The sequence below is a fragment of the Janthinobacterium sp. GW822-FHT07A03 genome (assembly GCF_058798815.1).
The window spans coordinates 364,937-384,714 of sequence record NZ_JBXAKW010000005.1 but is presented as its reverse complement, the minus strand read 5'-3'; the positions used below and the strand labels follow the sequence as shown (position 1 = coordinate 384,714).

The 19,778-nt window shown below is 63.6% G+C and carries 14 protein-coding genes; 5 read left to right on the top strand and 9 right to left on the bottom strand.

The window, feature by feature from the left end; translation table 11 throughout:
- Window positions 1–52: 52 nt before the first annotated feature.
- Window positions 53–1,150 (top strand): DNA topoisomerase IB, encoded by a 1,098-nt coding sequence (locus tag AC1RJW_RS16550; protein WP_493045878.1) that lies wholly within the window; start codon window positions 53–55, stop codon window positions 1,148–1,150.
- On the opposite strand, the gene AC1RJW_RS16545 is transcribed toward AC1RJW_RS16550, so the two are convergent.
- The gene (locus AC1RJW_RS16545; protein ID WP_493045877.1) at window positions 1,104–1,370 is read right to left on the bottom strand and encodes a hypothetical protein; all 267 of its coding nucleotides are present in this window, start codon (window positions 1,368–1,370) and stop codon (window positions 1,104–1,106) included. The genes AC1RJW_RS16550 and AC1RJW_RS16545 overlap by 47 nt on opposite strands.
- 461 nt (window positions 1,371–1,831) lie before the next feature.
- Complete coding sequence (locus tag AC1RJW_RS16540) at window positions 1,832–2,275, bottom strand: RICIN domain-containing protein (RefSeq protein WP_326456338.1); 444 nt, start codon at window positions 2,273–2,275, stop codon at window positions 1,832–1,834.
- A gap of 370 nt (window positions 2,276–2,645) precedes the next feature.
- On the opposite strand from AC1RJW_RS16540, the gene AC1RJW_RS16535 reads away from it, so the two are divergent.
- On the top strand, window positions 2,646–6,029 hold the full coding sequence (locus AC1RJW_RS16535) for a hypothetical protein (protein WP_493045876.1): 3,384 nt from the start codon (window positions 2,646–2,648) through the stop codon (window positions 6,027–6,029).
- 6 nt (window positions 6,030–6,035) lie between these two features.
- Here AC1RJW_RS16535 and AC1RJW_RS16530 read toward each other — a convergent pair whose 3' ends face one another.
- From AC1RJW_RS16530 to dsdA, 3 genes are read right to left on the bottom strand one after another with little or no spacing between them, the layout of a single operon-like run.
- Complete coding sequence (locus tag AC1RJW_RS16530) at window positions 6,036–6,857, bottom strand: ferritin-like domain-containing protein (RefSeq protein ID WP_493045875.1); 822 nt, start codon at window positions 6,855–6,857, stop codon at window positions 6,036–6,038.
- Window positions 6,858–6,898: 41 nt separating this feature from the next.
- A complete protein-coding gene (dsdC, locus tag AC1RJW_RS16525) occupies window positions 6,899–7,819 on the bottom strand; it encodes a DNA-binding transcriptional regulator DsdC (RefSeq protein ID WP_493046056.1) in 921 nt (306 codons plus the stop codon).
- Window positions 7,819–9,150: a D-serine ammonia-lyase gene (dsdA, locus tag AC1RJW_RS16520; protein ID WP_493045874.1), complete on the bottom strand. Its 1,332-nt coding sequence runs from the start codon at window positions 9,148–9,150 to the stop codon at window positions 7,819–7,821. Before dsdA ends, dsdC begins: the two co-directional genes overlap by 1 nt.
- A gap of 253 nt (window positions 9,151–9,403) precedes the next feature.
- Here dsdA and AC1RJW_RS16515 point away from each other — a divergent pair, with 253 nt between their 5' ends.
- A complete protein-coding gene (locus tag AC1RJW_RS16515) occupies window positions 9,404–9,628 on the top strand; it encodes a hypothetical protein (RefSeq protein ID WP_493045873.1) in 225 nt (74 codons plus the stop codon).
- A 43-nt stretch (window positions 9,629–9,671) separates the two neighbouring features.
- On the opposite strand, the gene AC1RJW_RS16510 is transcribed toward AC1RJW_RS16515, so the two are convergent.
- The 4 genes from AC1RJW_RS16510 to AC1RJW_RS16495 form a co-directional block, all read right to left on the bottom strand.
- Window positions 9,672–9,893, bottom strand: coding sequence for a hypothetical protein (locus AC1RJW_RS16510; RefSeq protein WP_493045872.1), 222 nt, complete (start codon window positions 9,891–9,893; stop codon window positions 9,672–9,674).
- Between the two features lie 228 nt (window positions 9,894–10,121).
- A complete protein-coding gene (locus AC1RJW_RS16505) occupies window positions 10,122–12,200 on the bottom strand; it encodes a TonB-dependent receptor (RefSeq protein ID WP_493045871.1) in 2,079 nt (692 codons plus the stop codon).
- A 98-nt stretch (window positions 12,201–12,298) separates the two neighbouring features.
- Complete coding sequence (locus AC1RJW_RS16500) at window positions 12,299–12,697, bottom strand: DUF2946 domain-containing protein (RefSeq protein ID WP_493045870.1); 399 nt, start codon at window positions 12,695–12,697, stop codon at window positions 12,299–12,301.
- Window positions 12,698–12,751: 54 nt separating this feature from the next.
- A complete protein-coding gene (locus AC1RJW_RS16495; RefSeq protein WP_493045869.1) occupies window positions 12,752–14,896 on the bottom strand; it encodes a TonB-dependent siderophore receptor in 2,145 nt (714 codons plus the stop codon).
- A gap of 245 nt (window positions 14,897–15,141) precedes the next feature.
- Here AC1RJW_RS16495 and AC1RJW_RS16490 point away from each other — a divergent pair, with 245 nt between their 5' ends.
- Together AC1RJW_RS16490 and AC1RJW_RS16485 are read left to right on the top strand one after the other, a co-directional pair.
- Window positions 15,142–18,612, top strand: a complete 3,471-nt coding sequence (locus AC1RJW_RS16490) for a DUF748 domain-containing protein (protein ID WP_493045868.1) — start codon at window positions 15,142–15,144, stop codon at window positions 18,610–18,612.
- 21 nt (window positions 18,613–18,633) lie between these two features.
- A complete protein-coding gene (locus tag AC1RJW_RS16485) occupies window positions 18,634–19,725 on the top strand; it encodes a hypothetical protein (RefSeq protein WP_493045867.1) in 1,092 nt (363 codons plus the stop codon).
- Window positions 19,726–19,778 lie beyond the last annotated feature (53 nt).

Below are 19,778 nucleotides of genomic sequence, written 5' to 3'. Positions count from 1 at the left end.
ACCTTAGCATAATGGCGCGGCGGGTGCGCGGCGTGCAAGGTAAGCTATCGCCATGGAACTATCTGCCACCACCACGGCCCGCGCCGCCGGCCTGCGCTACACGGGCGACCATCAGAGCGGCATCGCCCGCCTGGGCAAGCCCGGCAAGTTCCGCTACCGCGATGCGGATGGCCAGGTCCTGCGCGATGCCGACACCTTGACGCGCATCAAGGCGCTGGCCATCCCGCCCGCCTGGACGGACGTGTGGATCTGCCCGCGCGCCAACGGCCACCTGCAGGCGACGGGCCGCGATGCGCGGGGCCGCAAGCAGTACCGCTACCATGCGCGCTGGCGCCAGGTGCGCGACGACGTGAAATATGAGCGCATGCTCAGCTTTGGCCGCGCCCTGCCCGCCATCCGCGCGGCCGTCGCGCGCGGCATGCAGCTGCCCGGTTTGCCGCGTGAAAAGGTGCTGGCCACCATCGTGCACCTGCTGGAGCTGACGATGATGCGCATCGGCAACGAAGAATATGCGCGCGCGAACAAATCGTTCGGCCTGACCACCCTGCGCACGCGCCACGTGCAGGTCGACGGCAACGCCGTGGCCTTCCACTTCAAGGGCAAGAGCGGCGTGCGCCACGATATCCGCCTGAGCGACCGCAAGCTGGCCAGGGTGCTTGCGCGCATGCGCGAGTTGCCGGGCCAGGAACTGTTTCAATATGTCGATGACGAAGGCGCGCGCCACGGCGTCGATTCAGGCGACGTCAACGATTACCTGCGCGAGGTGACGGGCGAAGACTACACGGCCAAAGATTTCCGCACCTGGTCCGGCACCCTGCTGGCCGCGCTGGCCCTGCAGGCGTTCGAGCAGGTCGATTCCGATGCGCAAGCGAAGAAAAACATCGTGCAGGCGATCGAGTCCGTGGCGAAAAAGCTGGGCAATACGCCGACCATCTGCCGCAAGTGCTATGTGCACCCGGCCGTGCTGGAATCATATCTGGATGGCAGTTTATTGGAAGGCATGCGCGCGCGGGCGCAGGAGCAGTTACGGGAAGAGCTGCCGGCGCTGGCGCCGGAGGAAGCGGCCGTGCTGGCCTTGCTGCAGCAGCGCTTGCAAGCTGCGGTCAAGCCTGGCGCGCCGGCTGGGGCTGGCACTGGGCCGACAGCGTGAGGGCATCGCTGCTGCACACGGGCAAGGTGCCATGCCCCGCTTCGCGCGCCACGGGCGCCGGCGCGGCATCGCTGTTCTGCGTCTCGCCCGTATTCATCCAGGTGGCCGCCAGGGTCGAAAAGGTGAACAGGCAGATCAGCAGGAATGGCTTGTTCACGTGAAGGGACTGGCCTGGCTTTTGCATCGCATACTCCGTCGGACTGGTTGGCTGTTGCAGCATGGACACGATCATCGCGTGTTTCCGCAAGGCATACAATCAGACGGTTTCGACAAGATGGGTAGGACAGCGCTGACAGGCTCAGCGATGCATCAGCTGGCGCGTCTTTTAAAAATAAACCGGCCAATCGATATTATCAATGCATGACAGGCGAGATTATTCCCGCCAATATGGGAATATCGGCAAATACTGAAATTGAATAGCAAAATAAAAGCATCTTTATTTTAAATACCCCTTCGCTTAAATATAATCAGCCGCATCGCGAAAAACAATCAGGATGAGACATTGATAAATCATTGCGCGTGCATATGCAATCAGCGGGCATGAATGAAAAAATGATCATTTAAATATCGGCGCGCCATGCAATTGCCAACAGGACGCTCAGGACAGGACGGCAGGCGGCCAGCGCCAGCGGCGCGAAACAGCGGCGCTGGCGCAAGGGGGCTACGTGACCGCGCGGATGCTTACGCCGCCTCCAGCATGGCCTTCAGGGCCGGCACGGCAAGGCAGCTCCACTTCTGGTTCTGGCCGCCGTTGTAGGGCCACACGAGGATGGGATTGCCAGGGCTGGCGTTGTTGTTGGCATTGTCCAGCACCATTTGCGGGTATTGCACGTTCGAGATGTTCGGCGCGCGGCCCACCCAATTCCACAACTGGCTGGTACGGCCCAGTGTCATCGTGGCAACGATCACCTGGCCCTGCTGGCCATCGTAGCCTTGCACGTCGAGGCACAGGCTGGGATTGGCCGCCAGCGTGATGTAGCCCGTATTCGGGTCCATATTCCATTGCGAAGTCGTGCCGCCGACGCCAGAAAGAACTTGCAGGGTAACGAGAGAACCTGCCGCGGTGCTGGTGACGCCGATGCACAGATTCGTATTTTGCAAGCTTTGGATTACATATGCAGTCATGCTATATCTCCAATGGGGTTATCGACGTTAATATATCGGGCTGGCAGCAAAATATATTAGCGGAGCTGTTTTACAGCAGAGTCAGTATGTACCCTATTTTTTTATTTATTGTCACGCTTTGTCACTTTGAAAAATATATATTAATGGGCCATTGCCAATTAAAATCGTTAATTGAAAAAACAAATGCCCGCCACGCGGACCGCCTGGCCGCGCGCCTGTGCGGCAGTGTCAGCGTATTTGACAGTGTGCCCGGCCGCAACGCGAACGCCGTACTCAAGTCCTTGTTTTACAAACGATAAATTTTCAGGAACGCTTCCTGCTTGACCTCTTGCCCGGGCACGCTTGGCGCCAGTCTATTGGGGGAACGATCATGAGCTTTATCAAACAGGCGCTGCTGGCGCTGCTGCTGTGCGCAATGTCGGCCGCGCACGCCACCAGCATCGGCTACACGGCGACATCGCTGGGCGGCACGCAGTGGCGCTACGACTATACGGTCAGCAATAGCACCCTGGCCGCGCCCATCGAGGAATTCACCTTGTTCTTCAGCGTGGGCCAGTATGCCAACCTGCACGGTGCCGCGACGGCGCCGGGCTGGGACGTGCTGCTGCTGCAGCCCGATCCCGCCATTCCCGCCAACGGCTACTTCGACGCGCTGGCGCTGGCGGGCGGCATCGTCCCCGGCGCCACGGCCACGGGCTTTTCCGTCACCTTCGATTACCTGGGCGCGGGCAGCCCCGGCGCCCAGCCGTTCACCATCCTCGACCCCGTCTCCTTCATCGAACTCGACACGGGCATCACGCAGCCGGCCGCCATCGCCCTGCCGTCCACGCCATGGCTGCTGCTGGCCGGCGTGCTGGCCCTGGCCTGCCTGCGGCGGCGCCAGCTGGCCGCCGCCGCGCTGGCCCCTTTGCTGGCCGCTGGCCTGTGCGCCTGCGGCGGCCCCAACGATCCCACGCAGCCGCCCGCGCCGAAGGTCATGCTGGCCGCCGCGGCAAGCAGCGGCACCACCGCCCAGGCCGCCGGCGATCTGGAAGTCATCTTGCTCGATAAAGTGGCCGAACAGCGCGTCAGCCGCACGGCCTGGGACTACACTTACCGCGTGCATATCCGCAACAATGGCAGCGAGGCGGCTGGCAATGTGCAAGCCGTGCTGGCCAGCGCGCCCGACGGCAGCACCATCATCGATGGCGAGGTGCTGGCCGGCAGCATCGACGCGGGCGCCACTGTCGTTCCCGACGACACCATCACCCTGCGCATCGAGCGCAGCATCGCCTTCCAGAGTGCCGGCCTGGTCTGGACTTTCAGCACCGGCGCCAGCATAGCCCTCGATCCCGTGCGGCCCGCGCAAGTGGTGGTGCTGTCGCTGGCCGACCTGGGGTTTGCGGACGGCGCCGACAGCGTCAAGGCCAGCGGCGCCGTCACGGACGTGCTGCTGCAGGACGGCACTCTGCGCTTTTCCACCCCGGGCGACACGGGCGTGGACCAGCACGCGCAGTTTTCCCTCAGCAAGGGCGGCAAAACCACCACGCTGGACCTGCTGATCCAGACGGAACTGCCGACGGCCGTGGAAACCCATGTGGAGCCGGACGACGACGGCAACCTGCCCGCCACGGCGCCCGTGCTGGCCATCACGGGCCTGGGGCCGAACAACCGCCTGCAGCCTGGCGGTATGGCGTTCCGCCTGGTGGGCGCGCCGCCGCTGGCCCTGCAGGACGACAGCGACGGCCTGCTGTCGATGCCGGACGGCGCGGCCGTCAGCCTCAAGAACTACTGGACGTTCGATGCGGCCAGCGGCAGTTTCAGCATCAGCGCCACGGCCATGCAGCAGTTGCTGGTTTTCTTGCCCAACGGCAGCTACGACCTGAACCTCAACTTCGTCTCGCAGGACGGTGAATTCACGGCCAGCTATGCCTTGATCGTCCTCAAGTCCGGTGCCGTGCTGCAGGGCCAGCTGCGCACGCCGGAAGGCGGCAACGCCACGGGCCTGGCCGGCAAGAAGATGCTATTGGCCGGCTACAACAGCCACCAGCGCCAGGTGGCCGTGGTCGATGCCGCGGGCGCCTTCCACTTCGACGGCGTGCTGCCCGATACCTACCAGCTGACCTTGAACGACCTCGTCCATCCGAACGTGGTCAGCGTCAGCGCCGTCGTGTTTGACAACAGCAGCACCGTCAGCGTCGGCATCGTGTATCCGTACGGAACCGGCCTGGCCCGGCGCAGTGCGGCGCAGAGCTATGTGGCGGGCACGGTCACGCAGGATGGCGCCGCGCCGCCCGCGCGCGCGGTGATCGCCAGCCCCCGTGCCGCGGACGACGTCACGCCGCAGGATGACGAGGGCAGCAAGACGTTCACGGCCACGGCGGACGCGCAAAACCAGACCATCACCTCGCCCATCGCCTTCACGGTACCCAAGGGCACGAAAAACGTGGGCGTGAAGATCACCGTCAGCACGGCCGAGTATCCCGTCTACACGACGGCGCAAAGCCAGTACAACGATACCTGGTCCTATTCCGTGACCGGTTTGCCCGGGGTCAACCTGGCCGCCACGGGCGCCGTCAACCAGAGCCACTACACGCAGGGCACCATCGTCAGGACGGAGTGCGTCGACGTCAGCAAGCAGACCAAGGATGGGGCTTTGAGCCTGGGCGGCAATGTCAGCGCCACGAATATCGGCGACAGCGCCCTGCCCACCGTGACGACGGTGGAACTGAGCCTCGCGTGCAAGGGCTTGAAGGTGACGCTGGCAAAATTCCTGTCACCCAACAAGGACGGCCACCCCGTGCTGCAGCCGATCAAGCTGACGGGCAATCTGCGGGGGCCGTACGTTTCCGTGTCGCAAGGCGCAACCACGGCCACGCACACCCTGCCGCTCGAATTGCACTACACGCCGGCGGCGGCGACGATTACAGAAGTGAACATCGGCATTTCGGCCGGCGGCGGCGATCCCGCCTTCAGCACGCAGAATTTATTGTCCCAGACCAATACCAAGAGCGCCGGCAAGGTGAAATTTCCCAGCCTGGTGCTGCCGACCTTTGCCGGCGCCAAGCTCGACAAGAAGGCCGTCGTCACGCTGCGCCTGAAGGGCCGCATCGACAATACCGACGCCAGTTCCGACCCGGCCGAAGGGGGACAAGTGGAGTTCAAGGGCGACACGGCCTACATCCCCCTGTACCTGGCCAACAACGAGGCGGCGCTGGCAGCGCGGCGCTACGGCACGCGCGATCCCGGCGGCGATTCCTGGGCCACGCGCCTGGCCATCGCCTGGCTGGCGGGCAAGGCTTACCGCTTCGACGACATCAGCGGCCAGCACGTGACGCAGACGGCGGCGGGCCGCTCCATCCTCGGCCATAGCGGCCACAGCGACGGCCAGCAGATCGACTTGCGCTATGCGGACGGCATGGGCGGCTACACGGATGCGCTGGGCGGCCAGGGCAATGGCGCCGCCATTCACAAGCTGATCACCGACGCGAAGGCGGAAGTGGTGGCCAACCCCGCGCAAAAGCCGAAGCTGGCGGCGCTGCAGGCGTGGATCGCGGCGAACCGGGCCATGCTGGCCCAGGAAGCGGCGCCGGCCAGCACGCGCGTCGTCTACATCGGCCCCAGCTTCGTCAAGCTGGCCCTCGTCGACGGGCGTTTTTCCGCCGCGCCAACCGACAAGATCCCCGGCGCGGGCGCCTGGCTCAAGCCGCCGAAAGTACACATCGAAAAGGGACACCTGAGCCACTGGCATATCAGCATCACGGCCCATCCGTAGCCAAGGTCAGGCGGGCAGATCGGACAATTCCAGCTCCGAAAACCCCGCCCGGCGCCGCGCTTCCAGGTTGAACGGGCCGCGCAAGGTGGGCGCTTCGTAGCGCAGCGCCAGCTCGGCATAGGTGGAGCGCAATTCCAGGCCCCTTTGCTCGCACAGGTAGCCGTACCAGCGGTTGCCGATTTCCACATGTCCCACCTCGTCGCGCAGGATGATGTCGAGGATGGCGGCGGCGGCCATGTCTCCCGCCTGCGCCAGCTTGGCGCGCAGCGGTGGAATCGCGTCCAGGCCCCGCGCTTCCAGGGTGCGCGGCACCAGCGCCATGCGCGCCAGCACGTCGCCGCGCGTCTTGTCGACCATTTCCCACAGGCTGTCGTGGCCGGGGAAGTCGCCGTACGTGTGCCCCAGCACCTGCAAATGCGCCTGCAGCATGGCGAAGTGCGTCGCTTCCTCCTTCGCCACGCGCAGCCAGTCCGTATAGTAGTCAAAGGGCAGATCCGGGAAGCGCCACAGGGCGTCCAGCGCCAGGTTCATCGCGTTGAACTCGATATGCGCCAGCGCGTGCACCAGCATGGCGCGCCCTTCCGGCGTGATCATCGAACGCCGCCCCACCAAGCGCGGCGGCACCAGTTCCGGACGCTCGGGACGGCCCGGCACGGCGCCAGTCGGCGCCAAAGCCGCCTGCGCATCGAGAGAAAGTTGCGCCTCGGCCATGGCCGCCACCATCGCCACCTTGGTCGCCGGGTCCGGTTCCAGCAGGCAGGCCAGCGCAGTGCTGCGTAACTCGCGCAATTCCGGCGGTACGGTGGGGGTCGATGGGGATGGCTGCATGGGCATTCTTTCGTGCGCGTTTCAATAAGGGGCGCAGTGTATCAAATTGCCTGCCCCAGCAGCCAGTCGAACAAGGCCTGCACCCTCGCCGGCAGCGGCCGAGCGGCATGCACGAGGTAATACGCCTGCGGGCTGGGCAAGCTGAAAGCGCCGAACGGCAAGACCAGCTGGCCGCTGGCCAGCCACGGCTGCACCAGCTGGCGCCGGCCCATGGCCACGCCCGCGTGGTGGATGGCCGCCTGCGCGCACAGGTCGGCGCGGTCGAAACGCAGGTTGCGCGCGGGCAAGTTCACCTCGGGCACCTGCCCGTCCAGCCACAGCCGCCACTCGGCATCGGGCGCGCAGGCGGGCCAGGCCAGGGTATCGTGCAGCAGCGTCGCGCTGGCCAGTTGTTGCGGCGCGTCAAACAAGCCGCGTTCGCGCGCATATTCCGGGCTGCACACGGGCGCCAGCCATTCGTCCATCAGCTTGCGCGCGGCCAGGCCGGGAAAGTGGCCGTCGCCATAGTGCAAGGCCAGGTCGACCTGGCCGGCGCGAAAGTCCACGCTTTCATTGCCCACGCGCAAGTCGATCGACACGTCCGGATATTGCCCAGCGAAGCCTGCCAGGCGCGGCACCAGCCAGCACTGGGCGATGGACGGGCGCGCATGCACGGTGATGCTGCCCGCCAGCGCATCGCCGCCGGCCAGCGCCGCATGCAAGCCATCCCAGCCGATTTGCAGGGCGGCGAAGATGCGCTCGCCGTCGGCCGTCAGTCTGACTTGCCGCGTCAGGCGCTGGAACAGCCGCAAGGCCAGGCTGCTTTCCAGCCGCGCGATGCGGTGGCTGACGGCGCTGGGCGTGAGCGCCAGTTCCTGCGCGGCCAGCGCAAAGCTGGCATGGCGCGCCGCCACGAGGAATGTGTGCAGGTTGGCGAACTGGCTGGCCGTCAGCGTGGCCCTGCTCGGCGCGCCGGCCGGCATCACGCGGCTCCGGCTGCCAGCAGCGCCCTGCCCCGCGCCACGTAGGCCGCCATTTCCTCCTGCGGCACCATGCTGCCGCCCGTGCCCCACACGAGGTGCGTGGCCGTTTCCAGCTGCGCCTGGTATTGCGGCGCGGCCAGCACGGGATTGATGCCCGCGAAACCGGCCACGGCGGACGGTTCCAGGCGCAAGCCTTGCGTTTGCTCAAGCATCGCCAGCAAGCGGTACAGTTCTTCATCGGTGACGGTGGCGTAGCCGTCGATCAGCCGCTGCATGGCGCGCCCGACGAAGCCGGACGGGCGTCCCACGGCTAGGCCATCGGCGGCCGTCAGGTTGTCGATGCCGATCTCCTGCACGCTGATTCCCTCGTGCAAGCCCGTGTGCACGCCCAGCAGCATGCACGGCGAGTGGGTCGGCTCGACGAACACGCAGTGAACAAAATCGCCAAACGCCAGCTTCAAGCCGAAGGCCACGCCGCCGGGGCCGCCGCCCACGCCGCACGGCAAGTACACGAACAGCGGGTGCTCCTCGTCCACCGCGACGCCGGCCGCGGCAAACTGGGCTTTTAGACGCTGGCCCGCCACCGCGTAGCCGAGGAACAGATCGTGCGAATTTTCATCGTCGACGAAGTGGCAGGTGGGGTCGTTCTCCGCCTGCTTGCGCCCCGCTTCCATGGCCACGCTGTAGTCGGTCGCGTACTCGACGACGGTGACGCCATGGCTGCGCAATTTATCCTTCTTCCATTGCCGCGCATCGGCCGACATGTGCACGGTGGCGCGAAAGCCCAGGCGCGCGCTCATGATGCCGATCGACAAGCCCAGGTTGCCCGTGGAACCGACGGCGATCGCATACTGGCCGAAGAAGGCGCGCACGGCGTCGCTGGCCAGCACGCTGTAATCGTCGCCCTCCTTCAGCAAGCCCGCGTCCAGCGCCAGCATTTCCGCATGTTTCAACACTTCATAGATGCCGCCGCGCGCCTTGATCGAGCCGGAAATGGGCAAATGGCTGTCCTGCTTGAGCCACAGCTGACCGCTCGTCATGCCTGAGGCTAAACCCAGCGCCGCCTGCATGGCGGGCAGCGGCACGACGGGCGACTCGATGACGCCGCCGCTGGCCTGCGTTTCCGGGAACGCCTTGGCCAGATATGGCGCAAAACGCGCCAGGCGCGCGCTGGCATCGGCCACGTCGTCCGCCGTCAAGCCCACGTCGTTCAAGGCCTCGGCCGCCGGCGCGATGGCGGGATTGAACCAGCTCAAGGGCTGCAAGGCCATCAGCTCTGTAATCAGGGGAAATTTTTCGCGCAGCGCGGCGATGGCGGAAGTGGGCAGCATGGCAAGCTCGTGTAGGAACAAACCATGATTAGACCGCATCCGGGCGCCGCTGGCAAAGGATGGTTGTTCAGGCAATGGATGACGCCAGGTCATGCATGCCGCAGTCATCCCCAGGCACTGCACGCCGCCCATAGTTAAATTTAATTCCTGAATGCACTATCGATTAAAGAAAAATTTCCACAAAGGCACAAAAATAAGTTATCTTAAAGGCAAATAAAAGGAGACATTTTTTCTCTTTTCTACCGAGGCAAAAATGCGCTCCAAGAATGACAAGGTCACTGCTACGAATATGGATACCCTCGACTGCGCAAGGCAGGACGATTTGACGGCCCAAAAGGTCGAGGTCGGCATTATTTTCCAGGAAATGCTCGATACCGCCACGGCCGCCGCCTACCTGGCCAGGAACAAGGTACCGATCGCCACCGCGCTGCGCGTGCTGACGGGGGCGCGGCGCAAAAAGAGCGGCGGAGGAAATTGATGGCGCTGCGGCCGATGAGCTCGGGATGGCGTGGCTGAGCAGATCAGGGGGTCAAGGGAGGAGGCGCCACTTCATACCACACCCGTATCCCTCGCTCAACCTGGCTGATCGCCGTCCAGCCCCTCGTTTCCGTGATGGTTTCGATGCTGACCGGACGCACGCCCGTTTTCAGCAGCCATTCATTGGCCAAGACCAGCGACCGGTCCATGCCATCGGAAAGCGGACTGCCCGCAGTGGTCGAACGAAAATCTTTAAATGCGATCATGGACACCTTTTATTCAGTCAGCTTCATTTGAGCAGATTAAGCCTTCAGCCTCCGCTATCGCACCGATGTGCGCCAAACGCCTGAAGCAGGCGCCAGAGAGCATAACAAATTACCGTCGAGAAACATGCGCACATTGTCACGACCACATGGCGCTGGACGATGCGGCGATGCCAGCGTGCGCCTTCTTCCCCCCATCGGCAGCAGGAAGGCGCACGCTGGTTGCCAGGTTTAGAACTTCAGCTGCAGCCCCAGATCAATCGACCGGCCCTCGGCCGGCAACGCTTGCAGCGCCCCGCCCTGCGCCTTCAGTCCCGACAGGTACACGCCACCGAGCGGGTCCGCATACGCGCGGTTGAACAGATTGCTCACGCCGGCGCTCAGGCTGGCCATCTTGCTCAATGCCACGCTGCTGCGCAGGTTGACGAGCGCATAGCCGCCCGTCTCGGGTTCGAAGCGCCGGGCATCGACCTTGTCCTTGCGGGCCACGATCTTCGTTTCGATGCGGCTGCTCCAGGCACCCAGCTTGTGCTCGACGGCCAGCAAGGCGTTGAACGGCATCATGCGGTACAGGTCGCCGCCATCGCTGCGCTTGCCCCGCGTGTAAGCCGCATTGCCGGTCGCCATGAAGCGGCCCCAGCGGGTGCTGCTGGCCAGCGGCAGCTGCCATGCCACATTCGCGCCGTACAATTTGGCGTCGTGGTTGGCAAAGCGCAGCAAGTTGCCGTTCGCGCCCATTTTCATGTACGGGTGGAAAGGCGCCAGCACGTCGACGTCGATGTAGTTATCAACCTTGCTGTAGTAGGGGTTGACGCGCAGGAACCAGCCCTCCTCGCCGCCGCCATGCCAGTCGGCCGTGAACGCGGCCGTGTACGCCGTCTCGGGTTTCAGGTCCATAGCGCCCACATAGCCGTTGCCATCGCCAAACCAGTTGGTCATGGTCATGGCCATCGAACCGCGGCCCCACGAGTAACGCTCGTACAGATTCGGCGAACGTACCTTGCGCGCCAGCGCGAATGCATAGCTGCTGGCAAGGTCCGGCGTGAACGTCGCTTGCGCGGAGGCATCGATATTCGTGTCACGCCGGCTGCGGCTGCGCGCATTGAAGGCTTTGGCGGCCATCACGTCCGGCATGTTCATCATGTTGGTGCCGTACGATTGCACGTCTCCCGACTCCATGCGCACGGATTCGCCGCGCAAGCCCAGCACGCTTGTCCAGCGGCCATCGTGGCGCGTTTCCAGCTCGCCGAACAGCACGGTGCGGTCGCGCTTGCCGTCGTTGATGTTCAGGTAGGTGCGCGGCCCCATCATCATGGACCCGGGTACGGCCGGCCAGTAGTCGTCGAGGCGGAAGCCGTGCCACTCCTGGCCCAGCCGCAACTCGCCCGCCCCTGTCGGCAGGCTGGTCATCAGCGCATAGCCCGTGTTACGCCCGTGCGTGAGCATCGGCATCGTGCCCGTGCGCTCGGGCGTGAAAAAGCCCATTTCGTGGTCCGTCTGCTGCCAATAGGCGCGCGCGTCGAACACCCCCCAGGCAAACGTGCCCTGGTAAGCGAGATTGGCGAACTGGCCGTGGTTGTCCGTCATGTCCATGTACTGGTTCGGAAAACCCTGGTACGGGATGTGCTGCACGCCGGCGCGCAGGGTCAGTTGCTGCCCGTCACGCCTGGCCGCCAGCACGATGGCCTGGTTGATGCTTTCAAACATGCTGGCCAGCACTTTATTGCCGTGGCCATCTTCATAGCTGTGGCCGCGCGTGGTGGCGCCGCTGTAGCCGATACTGAGCATATCGCTGGCGGCCGAGGCGTTCACGCTGGCCGCCACGCTGTTGTTGACGCTGCGTCCCGACACGGCAAAGCTGCCTTGCGTGAGCAGCGGCGCGCCGGGCTGGGCGAACACGGGTGCGTTCGATTGCACCTCGATGGTGCCGGCGATGCTGTCGCCGCCCGCGCTGACGGGTGTCACGCCGGCGATCAGGCGAATGCGCTGCACTTGTTGCGGATCAATGTAGGACAGCGGCGCATTCATATGATTGGCACAGGCGGACGTCAATTCCATGCCGTCGATGCGAATCTTGATGCGGTCATCCGCAAAACCATTGACCACTGGCAAGCCGGACACGCCGCCCCCGGCCGCCACGCTGTAGCCAGGCGTGCTGCTGAGCATCTGCGCCGTGTCGGCCACGGGACGGTAGCCGTCCTTGACGCCCGCAACGATGACTTTCATTTCAGGCAAGACATCTTCAGGGCGCGTTTGGGCCATGGCGGGCATGGCGAGGGCGAGGGAAATCAATAACGGTAACTGTTTCATGGTGCTGCTTTCGGATTCTGTAGGGGTCAAACGAACAGGCGCAAGCGCAGCACAGCACATAGCCGCGCGGCGCAAGGCAGTTCAGGGAAAGGGACAGGTCAGAAAGCGGCGGGCGGCCCGCGGGGCTGGACGGGTGTCCAGGCGAACAATGGCGTGGCGGACTGGTAGAACAGCTCGGGCAACAAGCCCGTGAGGAGCTCGCCGGAAGCGAGCACGAGGGTGGTGGGCGGCATCGACAAGGTGTCCGCATGCATGCTGCAGCACGGGCAGTCGCCCATGCGCATGCCCGATTTTTCAGGCGCGGAGGGTTCCTGCGCATCGTAGCGGGCGGGCATGGCTTGCATGCCACCCGCCACCGAGCAGATTTCCAGGCTGGGCACGGCCATGCCGCTGGCGACCGTCAGCGCGCGCGACACCGTAGGGGCGAGCGTGGCCAGGAAGATGGCGATACACGCGATCCACAGGACGATGCCGGCCTTGCCTTTGCTGATGAACATGGCAACATTGTATCAGGGCAAGGCCCCTGCGCACAGGGCGCAGGTCAAACCTTCCTACAAATCCACCTTCATCGACAGCTTGATGGCGCGCGGCGCGCCCGAGGCCAGGCGCGTGCCGGCGCCGGCCCAGTAGCGCTTGTCGGCAAGGTTTTCCACGTTCAACTGCCACACGACGGCCTTGTCCATCACGCGGCTCGCATAGCGGGCACCCGCGCTGAACAGGCTCACGCCGCCGAGGAAAGCCTGGTTCAGGTCGTTGACGGGACGGGCGCTGTAGTAATACGCGCCGCCGTTGACGGCCAGGCCCGGCACGCCATCGAACGCATACGACAAGAAGGCGCTGGCCGTGCGTTTCGACGCGTTTTCCGGCGCCTTGCCATTGTAGTCGGCGTTGATGTGCGCAAAGCGCGGGTCGAGCAGCTGGGCCGACGTCTGCCACGACAGCTGGCGCGTCAGCTTGCCTTGCGTCGAGATTTCCAGGCCGCGGTAGCGCTGTTCACCGTCCGACGTGAATACATTACTGGCATTCGTGTAGTAGCCGGGGCGCGTGATGTCGAACAGCGCAGCCGACAGCAAGGTGCCGCCCGGCGTCAGCCAGCGCGCACCGAGCTCTTTCTGCTTGCTCACGCCGGGCGCCATCTTGACGCCCTGATTGGCGGTGCCCGTCGGGCCCGTTTCGCCCTCTTCCAGACCCCGCGCCGTGGACGCGTAAAACGACAGTTCGGGCGTGGCCTTGTAGATCAATGAGGCCATCGGCGTCGTCTTGCTGACGTCGTAATGGCTGGCGCCCTGGTCGCTTTGATAGCTGCTGCGGCGCACGCCGATGACGCTTTGCCATTGCGGGCTGAAGACCATGCGGTCGAGCGCGTACAAGCCCGTGTCGCGCGTCTCCAGCGCGGCCGTCGTTGGCGCCGTCGGCTTGGGACCGAACACGACATTCGTCACAGGCACGGGCTGGTACAGGTTTTGCGAAGCGATCGTGTAGTTACTCTGGTAAATAGCATCTTGCGACTTGTCCGTGCGCGAGGCGCCCAGGGTCAGTTCGTGGGCAATCAAACCCGTATTGAAGTTGCCGGCCAGTTCCGCGCGCAGCAAGTCCGACGCCGTCACGCTGTGCTGGATATTGCCCGTGATGCGGCCCGCGCCCGTGGCCAGCGCCGCCGCGTTATTCAGGCGGAAGATGGCCAGGCGGCGGTCGCGCGCCGTTTCCGAGTGCCCCGCTTCCACCGTCAAGGCCCAGCCATCCGTGATGGCGTAGTCGGCGCGCAATTGCGCGTTTTTCGTCTGCGCCTCGAAATTCGACCAGTCGGGGCCGATCAGCTGGCGCGGGTCGACGGCGCGCGGCAGGCTGATCACGCCTTTCACGGCGGTGGGCAAGGTCACGCCCGCCTGCTCCGTCACCTTGCGGCGGTCGTATTCCAGGTCGGCCTTCAACAGCAGTTTATTAGTCACCCGCCAGTCCAGCGCCGTGGAGAGAAAGCTGCGGTTGCCATTGCCGACATGATCGAGGTAGGAACCCAGGGTGCCGCCGGCCGCGTTGATGCGCACGCCGAACTCCCGCTGCGCGCCAAAGCGGCGGCCCAGGTCGACATTCGCCACGGCACTGCCCCGGTCATCGAGGCTCAGGCCCATGCTGGTGACGGGCTTGCCACCAGCCCGCTTGGTGACGAAGTTGACGACGCCGGCCGGCGACGTAAAACCGTAGTACAGGGCCGAGGCGCCCTTCAGCACTTCCACCCTTTCCTTGTTTTCCATGGGTACTTGCGAGAAGTTCATGATGGGCATGGAGCCATTGAGGCGGTAATTCGTGCGGTTTTCCACGGCGATGCCGCGTATCACCAGCTGATCCCAGGTCTCGCCACCGTTTTGCTGGCGCGTCACGCCGGCCGTATTGCGCACGGCGTCGTACAGGCCGGACACGGCTTGCTGCTCCAGCAACTCGCGCGTGATCACGTTGACAGTCGACGGCACGTCCATGATGTTGGCGCCACGAAAGCTGCCCGCCTCCGTGGTGACAGGCACCAGGCCTTGCGCGCGCGTGCCCGTCACTTGCACGGCTTGCATGACTTTCTCATCGCCAGCCGTCAGATCGTCCTGGCCGCTGGCCGCATTGACCGCCAACGCGGCGTGGGAAGCGAAGGCCAGCGACAGGGCTGCGGCGACTGGAAGTAAGCGGGTGCGGGGAGAGACGACAGGCATGACATCGGGCTTTCAATGAGAAAATATGTACGAATGGAAACTTACGGTTATCGGGCATGATACCGATAATGAGAATCATTATCAAGTAAGAGTGAGTTTGTGTGAGTTTTATACAAGAAACAAGGCCACCCTGGCGCCTGTTATCACTTGAACACGTTTGAATTTTGCAGATGAGTCAGCAAAGAGGCATACTGACAGTCACGGCGTGCAGGATGTGCCGCCCAACAAGATCAAAAGGTAAGTTCGTGAACACAATCGACAACAAAAGCGTGCAGACGAAAACATTTCGCTGGAAACGCTGGCAGCGCTGGGCCGTTGGCACAGGCTGCGTCCTGGCCGCCTACAGCGCGGCCGGCTTCTGGCTGGTGCCCTACGTCATCAAAAACCAGCTGCCCAAATTTGCAGAAAAAGAACTCGCGCGCCAGGCCAGCATCGCCGACGTGCGCTTCAACCCGTTTACCTTGCGCCTGGAAGCGGACCAGATCGCTTTCAAGGAAGCGGCCAGCGCGGATGGCCAGCGCGGCGCGCCGCTGCTGTCCATCCGCGCCCTGGCCGTGCAACTCGAATGGAAATCCATCGTGCGCCGCGCCTGGAGCCTGGCAGAAATCCGCATTACGGCGCCGCAGGCGCAGTTGACCATCACGCCGGACGGCAAGTTCAACCTGGCCGAAGTGCTGGCCACCTGGCAACGCAACCATCCGGAAAAGAGCGACAGCGGCATGCCGCGCCTCGTCATCGCCCACTTTGCGCTGGAACAAGGCAAAGTGGACTGGCAAGACCAGAAGGCGGGTTATGCGGATAACTTCACGCCGATCAACTTTACACTCGACAATATCTCCACCCTGCCCGACGCCAACGGCAGCTATAGCCTCAGCGCCGACGCGGCGCGCGGCGGCAAGCTGCACTGGCGCGGCACCGCCTCGCTCAGCCCGATTCGCGGCGAAGGCGAGCTGATATTGAACGACGCTTCCCTGCCCGGCCTGGCCGCGTATTTGAAAGCCTACACGCGTGCGCAAGTGACCAGCGGCAAGCTGTCGGCGCGCCTGCCCTACGCTTTTTCCTATGCCGACGGCAAGCTGGAAGCGACCGTCAAGGGCGCGGGCCTGGCCTTGCGCGACCTGGCGCTGGTGCAAGACGGCAAGGGCGCGCCATTTACCTCGCTGGACACCCTGGGCATCGCCGGCGTGAACGTGGACCTGGCGCGCCAGAATGTCACGGTGGATAAAGTCAATCTGTACGGCGGCAAGGTGGCCGTGCGGCGCGACAGCAAGGGCGAGATCGACGTGGCAAACCTGGTGCTGCCGGGCAATCCCGCCCCCGCAGCATCGGCCACCGCCGCGCCAGCCAAACCTGGCAAGTGGAAGGTGGATTTAAAACAGCTGGCGCTGGCCAATGTGGACGTGTCCGCCATCGATGAAACCGTCTCGCCTGCCCTGCAATTGAGCGCCAGACAGTTGCAACTGCAGCTGCAGATGGGCATGCAGCAGGGGCCAGCGGGCATGGCTACCGTGATCGACGGCGCCAATTTCAGCCTGGCCGATCTGGCCATGCAGCGCGGTGCGCAAACGCCGTTCAAGCTGGCCCAATTGGGCTTTACGGAAGGCAAGATCGACCTGGCGGCGCATAGCGTGCACCTGGGTGCCGTGACGGCCAGCGGTGCGCAGATCGACCTGGCACGCAACCGCCAGGGAGAGTTTGCGATTGCGCAAAAGCTGCCCGTGTTTGCCTCCGGCAAAGCCGACGCAAGCAAGGAAGCGCCGTCCGCGCCCTGGTCCACGACGGTAGACAAGGTGGAACTGAGCAAGTTCGGCGCCCGTTTCGATGATGCAAGCACGGGTATCAAGGGCACGCTGCAGGATGCGCGGCTGTCGCTGCACAAGGTCAGCAACGACATGAAGCAGGCGCTGCCGTTCGAGCTGGGCGTGGGCCTGCGCGAAGGCGGCTTGCTCACGGCTAACGGCAAGTTCGTGCCGGGCACGGGCGCCGTCGATGCGCAGCTGAACCTCAAACAGCTGACCCTGGCCCCCGTGCAACCGCTGCTTGCGCAGCATCTGAAACTGAAGCTGGCGGGCGGCTCGCTCTCCGGCAGCGGCCGCCTGACAACGGGCGGCGGCGCGCCGAAAGCGCCCAAGGTACGCTATGAGGGCGGCGTGGATATCGCCGGCCTCGTGCTCAATGAAACGGATGGCAAGCGTTTTGCTTCATGGAAAAGCGTGCGCACCGACAAGCTGACGGCCAGCGTGGGCCCCGATTTTGTCGACATCCCCGAGCTGCGCGTGGTCGAACCGAATGCGCAGCTGATCATCGAAAACGACCGTAGCCTCAATGCGCAGCGCCTGCTGGTGAAGGCGCCGGAGCCGGCGCAAGCCCCAGTGGCGGCCAGCGCGCCCGCCGCTACGGCAGCGCCGGACGCCGCTTTCCCCGTGCGCGTGCGCCGCGTGCGCCTGCAGAATGCCAAGCTGGACTTTGCCGACCTGAGCCTGCGGCCCCAGTTTGCCGCCAAGATCTATGAGCTCAATGGCGTCGTCACGGGCCTGTCGACGAAACGCGATGCGCGCAGCCAGATCGAACTGGACGGCCGCATCGACGAATTCGGCCTGGCACGCGTGCGCGGACAATTAAATCCCTTCGCCCCGACCGACAACACGGACTTGAACGTCGTCTTCAAGAACGTCGACATGGTGTCCGCCTCGCCGTACACGATGAAATTCGCCGGCTATAAAGTGGCGGAAGGCAAGATTTCGCTGGACTTGCAATACAAGGTGCGCAACCGCCAGCTCGACGGCACCAACCAGATCGTGCTCGACAAGCTGACCCTGGGCGAGCGCATCGACAGTCCTGACGCCCTGAAGCTGCCGCTGGAACTGGCGCTGGCCATCCTCAAGGATAGCGACGGGCGCATCGACCTCGGCTTGCCCGTGTCGGGCGACATGAACGACCCGCAATTCAGCTATGGCGCGCTGATCTGGAAAGCCGTGGGCAATGTGCTGACGAAAATCGTCACGGCGCCGTTCCGCGCGCTGGGCAACTTGCTGGGCATCAGCGCCGACAAGCTGGAAGCCATCGACTTCGATGCGGGCAGCGCCGTGCTGCTGCCGCCCGAGCGGGAAAAACTCAAGCAGGTGGCGCAAATCCTCGCCAAGCGCGAACAGCTGAAGCTGGCCGTGCCGGGCCAGTACAGCGACACGGACGGGGCAGCCCTGCGCGCCCAGGCCGTGCGCCGCGCCGTCGCCGCCAAGGCCGGCATCAAGCTGGAAGCGGGCGAAGAACCGGGACCGTTGAACCTGGGCGAACGCAAGGTACGGGGCGCCCTGCGCGACCTGTACGGCGAACGCTTCGGCAAGGCCGAGCTGGACAAGCAGAAGAAGGCGGCGGAGTCGACTGGGCCTACCACAGCGGCGGCATCCGCCAGCGCTTCCGTACCGGCGGCGGCCAAGATCCCCGTCCTGCAACGCCTGGGCAAGCTGATCGAGGGCGAGCCGCAAGTGGCCGACACGGGCGTTTTCTATACCGGCTTGCGCGAGCAGCTGGAAGCCAAACAGCCGCTGCCTGCCGATGCCTTGAGCAAGCTGGGTGCCCAGCGCAGCGCGGCGATTCTGGCGGCCCTGCAGCAGGACGGCACGCCGGCGACCAGGGTCAGCGCGGGCGCGCCGGAAAAAACGGAGGCCGCGCCGGGCAAGCTGGTGGGCTTGAAGCTGGGTTTGGCGGCACAATAAAATATGGAAACCATCTGACGCATGAAAAACCTCGACAAGGTAACGCCCTATACATCGTCTGTCACGCAGGGCGACTGGGGCACAATGACAACGATGCTTGCCGAGACAGCAGTATCAGCAAAAGACAGCATGCCGTTTGCAGAAAAGACGCTGCTGGCTAATTACGTCTACGACAGAAATGGCACCTACAAGCTGATTTATACAACTGTCGCGATGGATGGCAGTATTGAAAACTACGCCGAGGATGACGGCATTTTGCCGACACTGTTCCTGAGTCCGGATCAGGAAAATTATGTTTCCGTCATCCCCTATCATCCTGATAAAGAACTGGAAATCAGCATTCCCGTCTTTCATCGTGACGATGTGGAAATGCCAAAGGGCAACCGTCCATTTACCGGACACTTCATTGGAACAACGGAGGCCTATTCGATATTTCACGATGTGGATATCTTCGATAATAAACCGGACAAAATCCTGGCCATCGAGTTTATCAATGGGAAGCTGAAGAAGAAACACAATGCCAAAATCCCCCTGCCCGCAAATAACCGCATCGCCATTTGCAACAAGACGATTCATTTGCTGGCAAATGACGGCAGCATCCTGCTGCACCGGGAGATCGATGAAAAAGGCAATGTCACGCGCTCGCGGGAAATCGGCGCGAACGATATCCATGTATTGCAGATATTAAGCGCCTCCTTCGACACGGATTCCTATCTGCTGGCGCAAGAAAAAGATAAAATCATTATCGAAAAAATAGCTGCGGCTGGGGCAAGCGAAATCATTGAATTGGCGGACTTTGCCGATCCGCTGTTCAATACATGGCAGCCAGTCGACATCGCTGACGACACTTTTGTCACGCGTTTCAATACCGAGTTTGGAAACGGCTGGTTGACCACCAAAAATGATGAGTTATTGGAAATATTCTATAGCAAAGGCGAGCAAGGCTACCGGAACTTGCTGACAAACGAGCTTCTGTCCATGCAGCATGACAAATTGAGCATTTCCAGCATCAACAAGACCACGGAGCGTGCTTATGCGGTCGTGCTCTACCCGAGGGTAGTCGGTACAGCGGAGAATGCCGAACTCATCGTCTTGAATCGCCGCTTGCCATAGCGTCGGGGCCCTCAATGGCAGCGGGGGGGGGGGGGGGGGGGGGGGGGGGGGGG

Bases quoted from the DNA above. Each gene is read 5' to 3' on its own strand.
- AC1RJW_RS16550 (WP_493045878.1), top strand. From the start codon at position 53: ATGGAACTATCTGCCACCACCACGGCCCGCGCCGCCGGCCTGCGCTAC.
- AC1RJW_RS16545 (WP_493045877.1), bottom strand. From the start codon at position 1,370: ATGCTGCAACAGCCAACCAGTCCGACGGAGTATGCGATGCAAAAGCCA.
- AC1RJW_RS16540 (WP_326456338.1), bottom strand. From the start codon at position 2,275: ATGACTGCATATGTAATCCAAAGCTTGCAAAATACGAATCTGTGCATC.
- AC1RJW_RS16535 (WP_493045876.1), top strand. From the start codon at position 2,646: ATGAGCTTTATCAAACAGGCGCTGCTGGCGCTGCTGCTGTGCGCAATG.
- AC1RJW_RS16530 (WP_493045875.1), bottom strand. From the start codon at position 6,857: ATGCAGCCATCCCCATCGACCCCCACCGTACCGCCGGAATTGCGCGAG.
- dsdC (WP_493046056.1), bottom strand. From the start codon at position 7,819: ATGCCGGCCGGCGCGCCGAGCAGGGCCACGCTGACGGCCAGCCAGTTC.
- dsdA (WP_493045874.1), bottom strand. From the start codon at position 9,150: ATGCTGCCCACTTCCGCCATCGCCGCGCTGCGCGAAAAATTTCCCCTG.
- AC1RJW_RS16515 (WP_493045873.1), top strand. From the start codon at position 9,404: ATGCGCTCCAAGAATGACAAGGTCACTGCTACGAATATGGATACCCTC.
- AC1RJW_RS16510 (WP_493045872.1), bottom strand. From the start codon at position 9,893: ATGATCGCATTTAAAGATTTTCGTTCGACCACTGCGGGCAGTCCGCTT.
- AC1RJW_RS16505 (WP_493045871.1), bottom strand. From the start codon at position 12,200: ATGAAACAGTTACCGTTATTGATTTCCCTCGCCCTCGCCATGCCCGCC.
- AC1RJW_RS16500 (WP_493045870.1), bottom strand. From the start codon at position 12,697: ATGTTCATCAGCAAAGGCAAGGCCGGCATCGTCCTGTGGATCGCGTGT.
- AC1RJW_RS16495 (WP_493045869.1), bottom strand. From the start codon at position 14,896: ATGCCTGTCGTCTCTCCCCGCACCCGCTTACTTCCAGTCGCCGCAGCC.
- AC1RJW_RS16485 (WP_493045867.1), top strand. From the start codon at position 18,634: ATGAAAAACCTCGACAAGGTAACGCCCTATACATCGTCTGTCACGCAG.